Genomic DNA, 16679 nt, shown 5'->3' with positions numbered 1-16679 from the left:
ATTCTTTTCAGGGTACGCTGTGCGTACCCTATTCAACCTTTCACGGTACGCACAGCTGAATAGAAATTAGATAAATGAAAGGGGAAAAGCGAGATAAATGGAAATGAAACGAAATGAAGAGGGATAAAACGGAACGAAAAATAAAAATAATTTGCGCAGAGCGAAAATAAAAAAATCAGCGCGCTCGCCCCTCAAAACGGGGTCTTCAGGGCGTGAACAAAGCCCGGATCAAAAACAGCCCTTGCAATGCTCGAAATCCATAGACGATGGCAGAACTCACAGCGCGGCCTGGATATGATCGCGAATGATGTCCAGAATCTCATCCCGATCGTCATCCGATACGCCCAAAAACGGCCGCTCCGGAATATGCCGGCGCGGGTCGCCGTATTGGTGCGTCGCGCCGTACTTCGAACCCGTCCCGAACAACAGCTGATCGGCCGAGACTTCATAATGCAGCGATCTCCGCAAATCACCCTCCAGCGTCAAGATCTTGTCCTGGTTTTTCGGCTTGCGCGCCAGGTAGCTGGGGGACAATTCCTTCCACGGCTCGTCGTCCGGCGCAACCTGTCGACCAAAGCGTTCGTCATGGCTTCTCGTCAAATATTCGCCGATATCCGCGAAAGCGGGCTCCAAATCGCCCGTCAGATCAACCAGGCGCCGCAACAGCTGCTGTACCGCGCGGTCGTCAAACTCAACTTCGATAAATGCGCCGGCCATGATTATTGATTGCGCAACTTCTCAAGGTATTCCAGCTCATCATCCAGACCCAGATTATCCGGCTCCTCGCGGTTACCGCGCGCATACCCTTCTTCCAACCTGCGCCGCTGCTCTTCTTCGGTCGTGGGCTTCAGCTCTTTCATGGCGCGTTCGAACTTTTCACGGTCTACATTGAATTTCATAATCGAATCCCCTGGTTTTCCAGATAGGCTTGTAAAACAAGCCGTGATCGGCTGCCGGCTGACAAATCGAACACCATCACTCGCGGACCGCCATGCGTTTGCCACCACGCCCGGCCGGCTTCCGATGCCATCAGGTCCAGTACGCTTCGCGCGGTCCGCAATTCCGGCGGTAGTGCGGCGATATCTTGGGCGGTTAGCGGCGCATCGTAGCCCAATCGCGGCCACGTATAATAGCCATTATACGCTTTTTCCTCGAAAGACCCCGCGGCATACGTTTTTATACTGGCGACTCCTAGATCAGCCAATGCCACCACTTGCAGCGCAAAACTGCGCGTTCCAATTTTTTGTTTGCGAAATGCCGGCTCCAGCGCAAAATAATCGTTATGCATGACAAGACCACTCACATCCGCCTGCAAATGCCGCATCATCGCGTTTTGTAACAATGGTCCGGTTGCCTCGAATTCATAGGCATTATCGACGGCTATCAATTCGATCACGCTGCCATCCGGTGCGCCCATCATACTGGCCGCCCCAGCCGCATCTATACCCAGTTTCGGCATCACCCCATCCGGATCGCGCACCTCCACGCGACCGTTGAAATACTTGTCCGTCAGAGGGTCGCGGCTGCTCAAAAACGCCTTCAGCTCATCCCCCATCGCCGGCGGCAATCCCTCGGCCTTGCGCAACGCCTGCTCCCGCACCACGTCCGCCCGCGACCGCCCCGGCGCATAGTCCCAGAACGGATCGATCCCTTGAGGAAAGCGGTGAATCTCGCCGGTCTTCGGATCGGTCCAATCGTAGTGGCCGTCATCCGGCGGCGTGTCCGGCCCGGTCTTGCCCAGCTTGCGCAAGTCGCGCTCGGACAAGGCGAACATCCGGCACTTGCAGCCCCAGCCGTTGGGCGGCCAGTGCGTCTGCGCCCAGGGATCGTCCTGCGCCACCACCAGGCCATCCCAGCTGACGTGCAGCTCCCGCGGATGGATCGACGCATCGGAATGGCGATAGATCAGGTACGGCCGGAATTGCTTGACCGCCTGCACCTGTGCCCAGCGCCCGGCCTGGTATGAGGCGTGCAGATTGGTCTCGTAGATCACCCGCGCCCGCCACGCCCGCCCGGCTTGGGTGTCTTCGCCGGTCCAGCCCGTCCAGCCGCGGGCTGCCACGATCGCTTCGAAATCGCGGGTAAACTCGGCCAGCGTGGTGCCTTGCTCGATGGCCTTGGTCACCGCCTGGTGCAGATCGCTCAGCAGATCGGCCTGCATGGCCCCGGCGACGGTAAACGCTGTATCGTGCTGCTCGCGAACCCGATCGTTCCAGCGCTCGGTCGGGACCAGCTCCTTGGCCCGCCAAAAGGCAATTTGTTCCTTGAACGGCAGCGAGCCGTACCGGACGCCCATTACCGCAGACTCGGACGCGTCGTCATCAACGCCCCTCGTTCACATCGCCCCGGCCGGCCAACTCCGCCGCTAAAAACGCCTCGGCAAACACCGCCGCCAGCGCTTCTTTGTCCCAGGCCGGAAAGATCTCCGCCAGCCGCTCCCGCACTTCGAGCAGGTCCGCGGACGAATGCAGCACGCCGCGCACCGCCTCCATCAGCCCATCGACCGCCGGCTGCGCGGCGCGCTCCAACAGATCCACCATTTCGCCCGGCGGATCGTCGAGCGGACGGGCTTCGGCAAATTGCGCGGCCGGATTATCGGCCTTCCGCCCGGCGTTATCCGGCCGGGCGGGCGCACGGTTTGCCAGGGCTACCGGGTCATTCGTGGAGGCATTGGTGTCGGGCTTCGCCTCGAATTCGCCGCCATACGTATCCTTGACGTATTGCAGCGTCGGCTTATAGCCCATATCGAATATCACTTTGTCGCGATCGGCGCGCTTCTTCAAATCTTCCGGCGCTTCGACTTCGCGCCACACGCGCGGCGGCTTGGCGCCGGGAAAGTTCCAGTCGGTTAGTCACTTGACGACCGACAACTTGAAAAACGTCGGCCAATACAGCCAGTGCGCCAGGCCCAGCCCATACGGATCGTCATCGTCGTCGGCGCCGGTCGCATAGGCCCAAAACTTGCGCGCCGGCAGTGCCTCGCCTTGCGGCGCCCGCGAGGTCAACAACCGCAGCGAGCCGTCCGGCGCAAAGCCGAAACGGCGCTGCTTCTTGACTTTCACGTTGGCCAGGGCGATGAATTGACCGTCGCGCGCCCACAGGCATTCCGATACGGCATAACCCCAAAACAGGCCGGACAGCATCTTTTCGGTCAACCGATCGAACAGGATGTGATCGAGCTGCTCTTTGATAAAATCCGCCGCGGCCTTGTCGGCGCGCTGGGTGCCGCCGGGCTCGACCGTCCATTCCTTGCTCGACAAGGCCAGCTTGCGTTGCTGCGGGTACGCTGTGCGTACCGTTTCACCCTCCGTGGTACGCACAGCGTACCCTACAGCTGCATTGTTCTCGATCGCGTGTTCCCGACGCGATCTACCTCCTGCATGAACCCCATGGATGGCGTGAATGCAGAGATTGCACGACTGTAGGGATACAGGAGGTAGGGCAACGCAGGGAGCGGTTGCCGAGGAGCAAATCTCTGCCCATGCAGTCGAGCGTACCCTACAGCGGCTTTTGCCCTTGGGGGTGTAACCCAAGCCGGGCAATAGAGGATAAGCGGCCGACGGGGAAACCCGGGAAAAGGGATGACCGACCCAATCCAAATACTCTCGCTGATGGTTAAATGAGCAAGTCGAAATCGGTGACCAACAGATCCGGGAAAGTCTTGGTTCCGATGGGTACGACTTCGGGGGGGCTTGCTGGCCCGGAACCAAAACCGGTTCCGGTTCCGGTTCCGGTTCCGGTTCCGGTTCCGGTTCCGGTTCCGGATGAATTCTGACCGCTTCCCGAGGAAGCCCCAAACCCGCCGCTCGTAACCTCGGTGGGAGCCGGTCCGCCGGCTTGCCCGCCATCGCCGGTAGCGGCCAGTTTGGCGAAAAGCACGGGGCTTTTTCCAGCCTCGTCGTAATACAATTTACCGCTTTTCGTATCGTAAACGATAAAAGACGCCGTATCGGTTTGCGCTCTTTTCAAGCCGGGAGCGCTTTCGAAATTGATGATGCCGTCATTGTCTGAATCGAGGTTTTTAAAGATAACGGAGCTCAAGCGGATCTTGTCCGAACCGCTCTCGAAATCGGTAATCAGATCCACATTGCTTTTCGATAAAATGTCTTTGAAAACGAATATATCGCCGTCATCCCCTCCGGTCAGGGTATCCTTGCCTTTTCCTCCCGAAATGATATCGCTGCCGGCGCCGCCGATAATCTTGTTGTTGCCATCATTGCCGATCAGGATGTTATTGTCGTCGTTGCCAACGAGCTTCAAGGCTTTTTTCCCGGCCAATTCGACATTTTCGATATACTGCAATCCCTTGATTTTATTCTTGCTGCTATAAGGTTGGGACAGGTCGACATTGATTGTCGATACCTGCAAGGTATCGTTGCCCCCGCTATCGTAAATGATCAGCGCCTTGCCCAGGGCGATATACAGGTCGTCGCCATTGCCGGCCTGCAGCGTATCGGGAGCGCCCTTGGTGTTGCCGCCGGCCAGCGTGTCGTTTTTATCCGTTCCCGACAAGGTATTCGCATGCTTGAGGTCGAAGTCGGAAAGCTCGATCCCCGCCACGTCGATCGTGTTGCCGGAGCCTCCCGAACCGCCCGTGCCTCCCGAACCGAAGCTGTTCAGGCTGATGATGCCGTCGTCCGTTTCGCCGGTTTTGACGGCGAACTCCAAATACTCGACGCCCTGCAGCGTATCGGTGCCCATATCGGCATAATTCGTATTCAAGGAACGAACGGTAAAACCGCTGCCGATTTTCTTGACTTCGTAATCCAGTTTACTGCCCAGCAGCACAAGGGTATCCGAGCCCGCTCCTCCGTAAATGAAATCGTTTCCTTCGCCGGCGATGAAGCGGTCGTCCCCGGCTCCGCCGACCATAAAATCGTTCCCCTTGCCGGCATCCAGAATATCGTTGCCGTCCCCTCCTCGCAAGGTATCGTTTCCGTCCCCGGAAGTCAGTCGGTCGTTACCGTCCGCGCCATCCATTTGAATGGGCAGCGATCCCCCGATGTTCAGAATGTCATCGTCCACGCCACCGGCGATTGACAGCCCCATCTTGTTGCCGTCTTTATCGAAGCGTTGCATGATGATTTCGGTGCCCGACAAACCATTCTGGTATTTGCCTTGTTGATTGCCATCCTGATATTCCGCCACCCACGAAACGACAAAACCGCCATCGCCAAGTCCGGTGACGGACGGTTCTTTTTGCGAATCCGCCACCTTGGTGTTAATCTGGAATTCGTCGCCGACTTTGTTGCCGTCGTTGTCGAATTTCTGCCCGTAAATGCCGCGATAACTGCCGTCCTGCAACATGGACTGCCAGACCACGACGAAGCCTCCGTCCTTGAGCGCCGCCACCGCGGGCTCCTTTTGATCGTAGCGCGTAAAAGTATTGGCCTTGATTTCCTGAGTCAGCGCCTCGCCCGTCGCGTTATCGTACAAGCGCAGCATGATGCTGCGATCGTAGTCGACGCGCGCCTGGCCGGTTGGTGGAACTATCAAGTAGGGATCGACAGGCGCCTGCCAAACCACCACCGTTTTATGATTCAGCGTCAAGGTGGCGGCAACGGCGTTTTTCGTCTCCTGGCGAAGCTCGTTTTCGATAGCATTGCCCGCATCATCAAAAACTTGCGCTTTGGGTTCGATGGCGTAGTTAATGTTGAACGGACTTTCAGCGTAATCGGCATAGATGGAAGCGAGCTGGTCGTCATAAGCATCATACCCATCGCCCGGCCCGCTTCCGTCCGCGATGTCCGGATGGCTTTGCGAATCGTAAAGATAACTTTCGACGTTTCCGTAATCGTCGAAAATCTTGGCATTCATCGTCATTTTCTCGGTTCCGGTCGAGATGCCTTCATAACCGATGACGACGCGGTTGTTGTCGAGCGCGCTGAGGAACGGATGCGCCGCGCCGCTGTCGCTGACTTTGACTTCCCAGCCGATTGGAACCGGCACGGCACTCGCGTCGTACCATTGCGCAAAAACGCCCGATTGATTCGGGTCGTCGCCGAAGCTCTGGCCGTCGTGAATGGAATCGCCTTGATTTTCCGATACCCAGGCAACCACAAAACCGCCTTCGGACAATACGGCAATGGCCGGACTCCCTTGATCCGCGGTAATGGTGTCGTTCACGCGGAATTTAGGGGAAACCGCCGTTCCATTGGCATCGAAGCGCTGGGCATAAACGCCCGTACCGTCGGCATCCGCGGAACTCCAGGCAACGACAAAGCTTCCGTCGTTGAAATTGGCGACGGTGATGTCGGAACTCAAGCCATCGTTTACGCTATCGAGCAGTTTTGTTTCGAAACGGTCGCTGGTCGTGTCATTATTGAATTTCCTGAAATAAAAGCCGTCCCCGCTCAGCCAAAAGTTCAGAAAGCCACCGTTCGCAAGCGCTAACACCGTAGTATTGGTTTGATTGCCGGCGGTCAGCCCATTGGCCACCATTTCCTGAGTCAGGGACAGGAACGTCGGCTTCGGGTCGGCACTGGCGCTATCGGCAAAGCGCACGATTTCGATGTCCGCCCGCACACGATCGGAGCCGTCCGAGACGCCGTCGGCGTCATTGTTATCGGTAACCCCCAGATAATAACCGAACGACTCGTCGTAGGCCGCCGTCAAAGTGTAATTGGCAACCCCCGTCGCGCTGTCGGCATATTTTCCGCTAAAGAGCGCCGTATCGACGCCGTTAAAAATACCCGTCGGTATGCCGGCTTCTCCTCCCGTCAAATCGTCATCTCCGGCCAAACTTTTCAATACATCGTTCTTGGAACTTCCATTGATTATCGACATGATGACAGTACCTAGTATCTGATAAATATGCTAAAAACTTTGACCAAAGGTTCGGAAAGCGACTGCAACCCAGTATAGTTCAACCACTGTTTTTTGACTACGGACAAGCCGGCCTGACTTTCCGATTTTGCGAGGGAAATCGGGAATTTATAAAATCCTTTGCTTCGAATCGGCGCCGGCGATTTCCTTGACCAGCTTCGGCACCAGATAACCGGGCAATTCGGCCGACATTCGCCGCACCAGTTCCAAAGCCTCGGCTTCGCCGACTTCGAAATGACCCGCGCCGCTGACTTTGTCCAAGAGGTGCAGATAGTAGGGCATGATGCCGCAATCGAATAGGCGCTCGCTCAGCGCAACCAGATCGGCTGCCTTATCGTTCACTCCGCGCAAAAGCACCGATTGGTTCAACAAGATCATGCCTTTTTGTTTGAGCGGACGACAGGCTTCGGCGACCCGGTCGGTGAGTTCGTTCGAATGGTTGCAATGCACAACCAGCACGACCGGTTTGGCGCTTTGGCTCAGAACTTCGAGCAGGCTTTGGGTGATCCGGGCCGGCAGCACGATCGGCAGGCGGCTGTGGATCCGGACCCGTTTCACATGCGCAATCCCGGCGATCTGCCGGAACAGACGCCGCAGGCGCTCGTCGCTCAACAGCAAAGGGTCGCCGCCGCTCAGGATCACTTCCGTAATGTCCGGGTTCTCGCGGATATAACGCAGCGCGGCGATTTCCTTCTCCTTACCGAGCTGCAGGTCCGCGTAGGGAAAGCTGCGGCGGAAGCAGTAGCGGCAGTTGATCGCGCAACTGCCGGTATTGATCAGCAAGACCCGGCCGCGGTATTTGTGCAGCACGCCCGCGGCGTTCGACGCTTCGAGATCGCCGACCGGATTGTCGCTATAGCCCGGAAAAAAAAGCATTTCATCCCGAATCGGCAACACTTGCCGAAGCAGCGGATCGTGGGGATTGCCTTTTTCGATGGCTTCGGCGAAGCTGCGCGGAACTTTCAGCGCAAAGCTTTTAGCGGCCGCTTTCGATACGGGCAATTGCTCGACCGAAAGATTCAGATAAGCGCAGAATTCGTCGATGTCGGTGAAAGCTTCGGCAAGCTGCCGCTGCCAGTTTTTTGCAAAATGGTCGGTTTGTTCGTTGAGTTCCGGCATGAAAGGGCGTTTTCGAGGTTTCTATTGGCAAAAGCCTCTATTATAATGGTGGGATTTTACATTGTTTTAGGTTCGAGGAAAAAATGGCCACATACAGCACCAATGAATTTAGAGGCGGGCTCAAAGTCATGCTGGATAACGATCCCTGCGCGATCATCGAAAACGAATTCGTAAAACCGGGCAAGGGGCAGGCATTCAACCGGGTCAAGATCCGCAATCTGAAAACCGGGCGGGTGATCGAAAGAACCTTCAAGTCCGGCGAAACGCTCGAAGGTGCGGATGTGGTCGATGTCGAAATGCAGTATCTCTACAACGACGGTTCTTTCCGCCACTTCATGAAGCCGGACACGTTCGAACAGTATCAAGCCGACGAAAAAACGGTCGGCGATGCGGTGCAATGGCTGAAAGACCAGGACAACTGCACCGTGACCTTGTGGAACGACGCGCCGTTGGCCGTCACGCCGGCAAATTTCGTCGAACTGGCGATCGTCGAAACCGATCCGGGCGTGCGCGGCGATACCTCGGGCGGCGGCGGCAAACCGGCCAAGCTGGAAACCGGCGCGGTCGTGCGCGTGCCGCTGTTCGTACAGACCGGCGAAGTGATCAAGGTCGATACCCGGACCGGCGAGTATATTTCCCGCGTGAAAGATTGAGCGACAATCTCGCATTTTCCCATTAAGACTTTCAGCCGGGTTGGCCTTTATCGCGGCCCGGCAGCATTTTTGCAGGGTAAGCTTCGCGTGCCTTGATATCTAACGCATTCCGCAACCCTCTCGGCAAGGTACGCACAGCGTACCCTACAATTTCACTCATGATCCATCCAGGCAATCTTTCCGGCGCCGACTGGCGGCCCGGCTGTTCCATCGAGTTTTTGCGGCAAAGAGCGGAGCTCTTACGGCAGATCCGCGAGTTCTTCCGTGCACGGGACGTGCTCGAAGTCGAAACACCGCTGCTGAGCCAGGCCATCGGAACCGACCCGCAACTGGCTTTTTTCCGCACCGAGTTCGATTTTCCTCCCTTACGGCAAGCGATGTATTTGCAGACATCTCCCGAATTTGCGATGAAACGCCTTTTGGCTGCGGGTTCGGGTTCCATTTATCAAATTTGCAAGGCATTCCGGAACGGCGAAGCCGGCCGCTTTCACAATCCCGAGTTTACGATGCTGGAATGGTACCGGGTCGGTTTTTGCCTGGCCGACCTGATGGACGAATGCGAGGCGCTGATCGGAAGCTTATTCGCAGGCATCAAAGCGCTGGAGCCGGCGCAGCGGTTCGGTTACTGTTCGCTGTTTGCCGACTATACCCGCCTGAACGCAGCCGAATTCTCGCCTGCCGATTATCGCGCTTATGCCGAGGCTTCCGGACTTCCGGAAGCGGTCACGGTTTGCGGGGATGATCATGCGACTTGGCTCGATTTCCTGTTCAGCCACCGGATTCAGCCGCATCTGGGAATCGGCCGTTTGTGCATGGTATACGGCTATCCGGCCTGCCAATCTTCGCTGGCGCGCCTGAATGAACACGATCCTCTGATTACCGACCGGGTCGAGCTGTTCATCGATGGCGTCGAACTGGGCAACGGCTTTTTTGAATTAGCCGATCCGGAGGAGCAAAACCGGCGTTTCGATCAGGAACTCGCGGCTCGCCGCCAACAAAAATTGCCGGTCGCGTTAAAAGACGAGCGTCTGCTCGCGGCGTTAAGAGCGGGCTTGCCCGACTGCTCGGGTATCGCGATCGGGATCGACCGTTTGCTGATGGTGCTGTTCGGCAAACCATCCATCGGGGATGTCGTCAGTTTCTCGATAAACCGGGCATAAGCTGTACAAACAAATTCTTATGTTATAATCCGGCCGAGCCCCCTACAAATCAGAGATTGCCGTTCTCTTTCACCTGCCGAATGATGTCTAAACCGATTGCCCGCCTGTTGTCGCTGTACCTGCTGTTATCCCAGGCAGTTGCAGCCGACGAGGACTTCATCGTGACCGATATCAAAGTCAAGGGCTTGCAGCGGATCTCCCAAGGCACTGTTTACAATTATCTCCCTATCAACGTCGGCGAACGGTTTTCGCTGGATAATGCCGGCCCCGCAATCAAGGCGCTGTTCAAGACCGGCTTTTTCAAAGATGTCTCGCTCGAACGGAAAGGTTCCACCCTGATCGTGAACGTGGTCGAGCGTCCCTCGATCGCCAAGATCCTGATCGAAGGCAACAAGGATCTGAGCAAGGAAGACCTGACCAAAGCCCTGGACTCGATTGGAATGTCCGAAGGCAAGGTGTTCAACAAGCAGGTGCTCGACAAGGTCGAGCAGGAATTGAACCGCCAGTATCTGAGCCACGGCAAGTACGCGCTGAAGATCAAGACCGAGGTGACCAATCTGACCCGCAACCGGGTCGGCATCCATATCAAAATTTCCGAAGGCCGCGTCACCAAGATCAAGCAGATCAACATCGTCGGCAACAAGGCGTTCGATGACGAAACCCTGCTCAAGCAGTTGGAATTGAGCACGACCAACCTGCTATCGTTCTATACCAAGAACGACCAGTATTCCAAGCAAAAACTGTCCGCCGACCTGGAAACCCTGCGTTCGTATTATCTGGACCGGGGTTACATCAATTTCTCGATCGAATCGACCCAGGTCGCGATTACCCCCGACAAAAGAGACATTTACGTCACGATCAACGTGAAGGAAGGGGATGTCTACACGCTGGACAAGGTCAAACTGGCCGGCAATCTGATCGTGCCGCCCGAGCAGTTGATCAAACTGGTGAGCATCGGCCCCGGCGAAATTTTTTCCCGGAAGCAGGCCACCGAAACCTCAAAGGCGATCTCGGACCGTCTGGGCGACGAAGGCTATACCTTCGCGAACGTAAACATGGTCCCGGAAATCAACGAAAAAGACAAAACGGTCGTGATGACTTTTTTCGTCGATCCGGGCAAACGCGCGTATGTGCGCCATATCAATTTTGCCGGCAACACCAAAACGCGCGACGAAGTGCTGCGCCGGGAAATGCGGCAGATGGAAGCGAGCTGGGCCTCGGGGTCCAAAATCGAACGCTCGAAAACGCGCCTCGAACGGCTGGGTTATTTCGAGGACGTAAACGTCGAAACGCCGCAGGTCGTCGGCACCGCCGACCAGATCGACGTGAATTACAAAGTCACCGAAAAAGCCTCGGGCAACTTGTCGGCCGGTGTCGGTTTTTCGCAGGTGCAGGGCATCGTGCTGAATGCGAACATTTCGCAGGACAACATCTTCGGTTCCGGTAAGCGGGTCAATTTGGCCTTCAACAACAGCGACTACCTGACCAGTTACCAATTCGGCTTCTTCAATCCGTATTTCAACGTGGACGGAGTCAGCCAGGGCTACAACCTCGGCTATACCAGCCGCGATGCCAGTACGATCAACATCGCCCGGTATTCCACCGATGTCGCCAATGCCGGCATCAATTTCGGGATTCCGTTGAACGAGTTCGATAGCCTGCGCTTCGATGCGGACATCAAGCATACTTCTCTAAAAAAAACCGACTTTTCCTCGATCGAAATTTCTGATTTCATCAAACAGCAAGGCGACAGTTTTTTTACGTTCGCTCCGGCAGTCAGTTGGTCTCACGATACGCTGAACAAGGCAATTTTCCCGACCAAGGGAGGACAACAGCGCTTTTCCGCTCTCGCCACCGTTCCCGGAAGCGATCTGGAATATTTCAAGGTCAGCTACAAGCATCAGCTTTACATTCCGGTCGCCCAGGATTTGACTTTCCGGCTGCACGGGGAAGTCGACTACGGAGACGGCTACGGCGATACCGATAAGCTGCCTTTCTTCGAGAATTATTTCGCAGGCGGCACCGGCTCGGTACGGGGTTATAGGAACAATACGCTCGGCCCCAGGGACCACATTTGCCCTAGCGGGGGAACGGGTTGCATTCCCGGCAAGAGGGTCGCCAACAATCCTTTTGGCGGCTCCACCAAAATCATCGGCAATGCCGAATTGTTTTTTCCGGTGCCGTTTCTATCTGATGTCAAATCGGTCCGGCTGGGAACCTTTCTCGATGCGGGCACGGTCGAGGACGGTTTCAATTTTGGCGACTTGAAATACTCCACCGGCATCTCCGGCGAATGGCTATCGCCGTTTGGCGCGTTGTCGGTCAGTGCCGCATTGCCGCTGAACGCCAAATCAGGAACTCCAACCGATCCGGGCGATCAGAAACAGATATTTCAATTCAACTTCGGGCAGAATTTTTAAAGTGCAAGTTGTTTTGGCTTAAACCTACTTATCCCCTATAATCTATTAAAGTTTACCTCTATTTCCTACATTTTCGATCCTCTGGAGAATTGATCCACAATGAAAACCAAAATTGCATTATTCCTGGGCTTGCTGCTCGCTTCGAACGTGTGCCTGGCCGAGCTCAAAGTGGGCATCGTCTATATGAATACAGTGCTCAAGGAAGCTCCCGAATTGAAGCGGCTCGAACAGGAATTTTCATCGCGCGTGAAGAAAATCAAATCGATGGAAACCGAGCTCAAATCCCTTGAAGACAAATTGAACCGCGACGGCGCGGTGATGAGCGAAAGCGAGCGTACCAATCTGGAAAAAAAGCTGCGGGACAAATCGCTCGATTATAAACGAGCCAGCGAAGAGACCGGCTACGACTTGAATACCCGCAAAAACCAGGAGCTCGGCAAATTGCAGCGTCGCATCATCGAGGCCGTTCAGGCGATCGCGAAAGAGCAAAGCTTCGACCTCGTCTTGTATGACGGTGTACTCTACGCCAACGACAAACTGGATATTACCGCTCAAGTTCAGAAAAAACTGGCATCGGCGCAATAGCCCGGCCAGCGCCTCCTCTATTTCCTTTAGTTTAAATCGATACGAATGGCAGCGATCATGCCTCCGGACGGATTCCATCCCTCGACGCCATTCGTAATTTGAATGACGGGAATCGCATCCTCATCATCAAAGCGATCCGCACCATGTCCATCAAGTTAGATATTTTACAAATACAGAACTTTTTACCACATCGCTATCCCTTTCTGCTGGTCGACAAGGTCATCGAGTGTGAACCTGGAGTCCGGTTGCTGGGAGTCAAAAACGTTACTTATAACGAACCTTTTTTTCAGGGCCATTTTCCCCAAAAACCGATTATGCCGGGCGTATTGATCATCGAAGCGATGGCGCAGACGACCGGCCTTCTGGCCTCCGAAACGGCTCCTGAAGAACTCAGCGGGATGATTTATTATCTGGTCAGCGTCGACAAGGCCAAATTCAAACGCCCCGTCGTTCCCGGCGATCAATTGATGCTGGAAGCCAAATTCTTGAAAAGCAAGCGCAATATCTGGGCATTCGATTGCTCGGCCGAAGTCGATGGCGAATTCATCGCCAGCGCTGAAATCCGCTGTGCAGCCGTGGTAAATTAATTTTGATCGATCCAACTTCCATTATCGATAAACGCGCTGAATTGGCCGGCGACGTTTCCATCGGACCCTATACGATCATCGGTGCCGACGTAAAGATTGATTCAGGCACCGTCATCGGCCCGCATGTAGTCATCAAAGGACCGACTTCCATTGGTAAAGATAATCGCATCTTCCAATTTTCTTCGATAGGCGAAGACCCTCAAGACAAGAAATATGCCGCCGAACTGACCCGGCTCGAAATCGGCGATCGCAACACGATCCGCGAGTTCACCACGATGCATCGGGGGACGCAGCAGGATAACAGCCTTACCAAAATCGGCAACGACAATTTATTCATGGCCTACACCCATGTCGCGCACGACTGCATGATAGGCGATCATGTCGTGATGGCCAACGGCGCTTCTCTGGCCGGCCATGTCAGTCTGAGCAGCCACGCGATTCTTGGCGGTTTTACACTGGTCCACCAGTTTACCAAAATCGGCCAGTACAGCTTTGCTGCAATGGGCAGTGCGATCACCCAGGACGTGCCGCCTTTCGTGATGGTCGGCGGCAAACCCACCCGACCTCATGGGATCAATACGGTCGGGATGGAGCGCAACGGTTTTTCTCCCGAAGACATTCGGCTGATCAGAAAAGCGTACAAAATCGTTTACAAGATGAATCTTCGTCTCGAAGATGCGATTGATGAGCTGCTGAACCTTGACGAAGAAAATACCCATTTAGGCGAATTCGCGGATTTCTTGCGCCATGTCAGCCGCGGCATTTTACGCTAGCCGCGCATGGGACCTGTTTACGCAATGGCGGACGTCATTCTTGCGGAATCCGGGCTGATCGCCGGCGTCGACGAAGCCGGGCGGGGCCCTTTGGCGGGACCGGTCGCGGCTGCCGCCGTCATCCTCGACCCGAAAAAACCGATAAGCGGCCTAGCCGATTCGAAAACGCTGAGTGAGAAGAAAAGGCTGGCGCTTTATCAGGCCATTCGGGAAAACGCCCTGGCCTGGTCCATTGCCGAAGCTAGCGTAGCGGAGATCGACCGGCTGAACATTCTGCAAGCCACGCTGCTGGCCATGCAGCGGGCGGTCGCGCAGCTATCAATCCCGCCGGACCACGTCCTGGTCGACGGCAACCGCCTGCCGGTTTTAGCGGTCCCGGCCCGGGCAATCGTGCAGGGCGACCGGAAGATTCCGGCCATCAGCGCGGCTTCTATCCTCGCCAAAGTCCACCGCGACCGGACCATGGCGGACTATGCAAAAGAATTTCCCGGCTTTGCGTTCGATCTGCATAAAGGTTACGGCACCCGGCAACATCTGTCCGAACTGGCAGAGTTCGGACCTTTGAGCATCCATCGCCGGTCTTTCAAGCCGGTGAAAGATCTGTGCCGCGACAAATGAAAGGATATCGATGACAATCGCATTGATGTGCTCAAGCTGGTGTTTCTTGATAAAACAGTGATTATCTAAGGAATACCTGCGCTCTCAGCAGCTCGAATCGACTTTGCAGCCCGACGATCTCGTCATCTATGACAATTTCCGACCCGACCCATAAGATGGTCTGATTTCGCAGCAATGGCAGCGTAAGGCGCCGCCTTGAAATACCTGCCCCCCTTTTATAGCCCGGCCTTGAATCCAATTGAACAGAGGTTTGCCAAGCTGAAAGTCCTTCCGCGCAAAGCCACGGAACGGATCGTCGATCAGCTTTGGCAAATCCTGGGCACCTGGCTTAATGAGATTTAACCCGAGAAATGCCAAAACTTTTTGCAAAATGCGGTTTATGATTATAACAAATAGAGAAATACTCTAAATGTTAAACGAATGTCTCCTTCAAACGGGTATCAAGTAATTTTGGATGCCGTCCTTCAACAGATAAAACCTCCCAAATAACATGCCCTTCTATCCAGTTTTCTATGCTTTCAATTGCGGTAGATAGTGGTGCAATATCGACTGGCTTTTCTCTTTCTTCACCGGAGGCTTTTAAGCATATTATCGCTTCTTGTTTTTTAATCTGAAACTCTGCTGCACAGGTATTGACTTCTTTCATTACCGCATCGACTGCTGCTTTAAAAGTAAGTTCTGGGTTTATTTCCATATAATGAAGAACAAGGTTTTCATGTAAACCTTCATTCTTTTCTTTGCTTCCGGAAAGCACATCATTAAAATAGCAGATATGATCTTTTCCAAGACGAAAAAGATGATTGTCCTCCAAAATCTCCCGTTCTTTCTGAGTTAGAGATATATTTTGTAAAGCAAAGGCAATTTCAAGCACGAAATCAACCGAGCCTGCATGATGTCTTGTAGCATTAAGTAAAGATAAGGATATTTGAAGATCAATACCAGATTTGCCTTCAGCCAAATCTGCTTGCTTTGTTCGTGTTCCAGCTTCAGTTACGCAACCATTTTTGTACTTCAAGAAACCTTCATATATATATTTGGTTAGAGAAGGTTCTACTATTTCTCTTAGCCTTTCGCCTATATTTTGCAGTCCATTCAATAAACCTAAAATAATCGATCCTTTATTATCAGGGAGGTTGGAAGGCAATGCATAATCTTCTCCCTTTATGGCTTTTAAATATTCATCAAAAATTTCAGAAACCAGTTGTTTATTTTTATTGATATCTGAATTTCTGGAATCCAATAAGTCATCATTAATAAACAACCATGCATTAACATCGCTAGCGATTTTTAATGCCTCTTCCCCTACTGTTGGTAGAGTTGCGGCAGCAAGTAATGCAATATTGGTCTTTTGCATCTTTGCCACTCGACTTTGTACTTGGCAGAAAAGATCTTGCGATAGCTGATGTGTATTTGTCGGACCTGGTACGATATTCATATCGTGAAGCCACTGAACACTATAATTTTCTAGTCCAAAAAAGTGAGGATTAATAAATATCTTTCGTTCTGGTGTTTTAACAAACTTGCAAACTCCCTTAATTTCAACCCCATCGATGAATCCTAGATTAAAAGGATAAGTTCTGTCTCTATAAACCTGTGGGGCATTCTTAATAAACTGCCTCAGATTAAGCAATCTATCCGGTACGACCCATCCGTCCGAAGGTGTTGAACTCAATGACAATGATTCTAGATTTTGTGTTTTGGCATTAAAATGGGAATCAGAAGGCTTTTTGATTGAGACAATCAAGCTACTATCCAGCTTATGAACTACGAAGCCTTTTTTTTCAGCATCTCGCATTATTGCTGCCATAGATAGCTCTTCAGCCGTATTTTGTTGTTCTATAATCGAGGCTTTAATTTTAAAAAAATTAATGTAATTAAATTTCGATTTGACATTATTAAACCATTTAGAAGGTAACAAATAACTTTTGTTCATATTGTC

The 16679-nt window shown here is 53.6% G+C and carries 14 protein-coding genes and 2 pseudogenes; 8 read left to right on the top strand and 8 right to left on the bottom strand.

Going from position 1 to position 16679, the window contains the following annotated elements:
- Window positions 1–276: 276 nt before the first annotated feature.
- The 7 genes and pseudogenes from CC94_RS0107770 to epmB form a co-directional block, all read right to left on the bottom strand.
- On the bottom strand, window positions 277–717 hold the full coding sequence (locus CC94_RS0107770) for a phage virion morphogenesis protein (RefSeq protein ID WP_005368642.1): 441 nt from the start codon (window positions 715–717) through the stop codon (window positions 277–279).
- A gap of 2 nt (window positions 718–719) precedes the next feature.
- Window positions 720–899: a hypothetical protein gene (locus CC94_RS0107765; protein WP_031430410.1), complete on the bottom strand. Its 180-nt coding sequence runs from the start codon at window positions 897–899 to the stop codon at window positions 720–722.
- Window positions 896–2296 carry a phage head morphogenesis protein gene (locus tag CC94_RS22955; RefSeq protein ID WP_084675314.1) on the bottom strand — a complete coding sequence of 467 codons (1401 nt, stop codon included), beginning with the start codon at window positions 2294–2296 and terminating at the stop codon, window positions 896–898. The genes CC94_RS0107765 and CC94_RS22955 overlap by 4 nt, the downstream gene beginning before the upstream one ends.
- Window positions 2297–2321: 25 nt before the next feature.
- A pseudogene (locus CC94_RS0107755) lies at window positions 2322–2840 on the bottom strand (phage portal protein family protein); the annotation flags it as partial.
- Between the two features lie 12 nt (window positions 2841–2852).
- Window positions 2853–3320, bottom strand: a complete 468-nt coding sequence (locus CC94_RS24070; protein ID WP_169740947.1) for a phage portal protein family protein — start codon at window positions 3318–3320, stop codon at window positions 2853–2855.
- 295 nt (window positions 3321–3615) lie between these two features.
- Entirely contained in the window at window positions 3616–6786 is a 3171-nt protein-coding gene (locus CC94_RS24065) for a calcium-binding protein (RefSeq protein WP_031430404.1), read from the bottom strand.
- A 147-nt stretch (window positions 6787–6933) separates the two neighbouring features.
- On the bottom strand, window positions 6934–7944 hold the full coding sequence (gene epmB / locus CC94_RS0107740) for an EF-P beta-lysylation protein EpmB (RefSeq protein WP_005368634.1): 1011 nt from the start codon (window positions 7942–7944) through the stop codon (window positions 6934–6936).
- Window positions 7945–8027: 83 nt separating this feature from the next.
- On the opposite strand from epmB, the gene efp reads away from it, so the two are divergent.
- From efp to CC94_RS23670, 8 genes and pseudogenes are all read left to right on the top strand, one after another.
- Window positions 8028–8597 (top strand): elongation factor P, encoded by a 570-nt coding sequence (efp, locus tag CC94_RS0107735; RefSeq protein WP_031430402.1) that lies wholly within the window; start codon window positions 8028–8030, stop codon window positions 8595–8597.
- A gap of 158 nt (window positions 8598–8755) precedes the next feature.
- Window positions 8756–9757 carry an EF-P lysine aminoacylase EpmA gene (gene epmA / locus CC94_RS0107730; RefSeq protein WP_005368630.1) on the top strand — a complete coding sequence of 334 codons (1002 nt, stop codon included), beginning with the start codon at window positions 8756–8758 and terminating at the stop codon, window positions 9755–9757.
- An 80-nt stretch (window positions 9758–9837) separates the two neighbouring features.
- Window positions 9838–12177 (top strand): outer membrane protein assembly factor BamA, encoded by a 2340-nt coding sequence (gene bamA, locus CC94_RS0107725; protein WP_031430401.1) that lies wholly within the window; start codon window positions 9838–9840, stop codon window positions 12175–12177.
- A 99-nt stretch (window positions 12178–12276) separates the two neighbouring features.
- Window positions 12277–12762, top strand: coding sequence for an OmpH/Skp family outer membrane protein (locus CC94_RS0107720; RefSeq protein ID WP_005368624.1), 486 nt, complete (start codon window positions 12277–12279; stop codon window positions 12760–12762).
- A 143-nt stretch (window positions 12763–12905) separates the two neighbouring features.
- Window positions 12906–13349: a 3-hydroxyacyl-ACP dehydratase FabZ gene (fabZ, locus tag CC94_RS0107715; protein ID WP_005368622.1), complete on the top strand. Its 444-nt coding sequence runs from the start codon at window positions 12906–12908 to the stop codon at window positions 13347–13349.
- 2 nt (window positions 13350–13351) lie between these two features.
- Window positions 13352–14122 carry an acyl-ACP--UDP-N-acetylglucosamine O-acyltransferase gene (gene lpxA / locus CC94_RS0107710; RefSeq protein WP_005368620.1) on the top strand — a complete coding sequence of 257 codons (771 nt, stop codon included), beginning with the start codon at window positions 13352–13354 and terminating at the stop codon, window positions 14120–14122.
- 6 nt (window positions 14123–14128) lie between these two features.
- Window positions 14129–14740 carry a ribonuclease HII gene (gene rnhB / locus CC94_RS0107705; protein WP_245549436.1) on the top strand — a complete coding sequence of 204 codons (612 nt, stop codon included), beginning with the start codon at window positions 14129–14131 and terminating at the stop codon, window positions 14738–14740.
- Between the two features lie 186 nt (window positions 14741–14926).
- Window positions 14927–15032 (top strand): annotated as a pseudogene (locus tag CC94_RS23670) (IS630 family transposase); the annotation flags it as partial.
- A 120-nt stretch (window positions 15033–15152) separates the two neighbouring features.
- On the opposite strand, the gene CC94_RS0107695 reads toward CC94_RS23670, so the two are convergent.
- On the bottom strand, window positions 15153–16673 hold the full coding sequence (locus CC94_RS0107695; protein ID WP_005368616.1) for a terpene synthase family protein: 1521 nt from the start codon (window positions 16671–16673) through the stop codon (window positions 15153–15155).
- Window positions 16674–16679: the final 6 nt, after the last annotated feature.

Origin of the sequence: Methylomicrobium agile, from assembly GCF_000733855.1 — a bacterium.
Lineage (GTDB): Bacteria > Pseudomonadota > Gammaproteobacteria > Methylococcales > Methylomonadaceae > Methylomicrobium > Methylomicrobium agile.
Note: the sequence above shows the minus strand (reverse complement) of the source record. Positions and strands in the feature narration are given on the sequence as shown.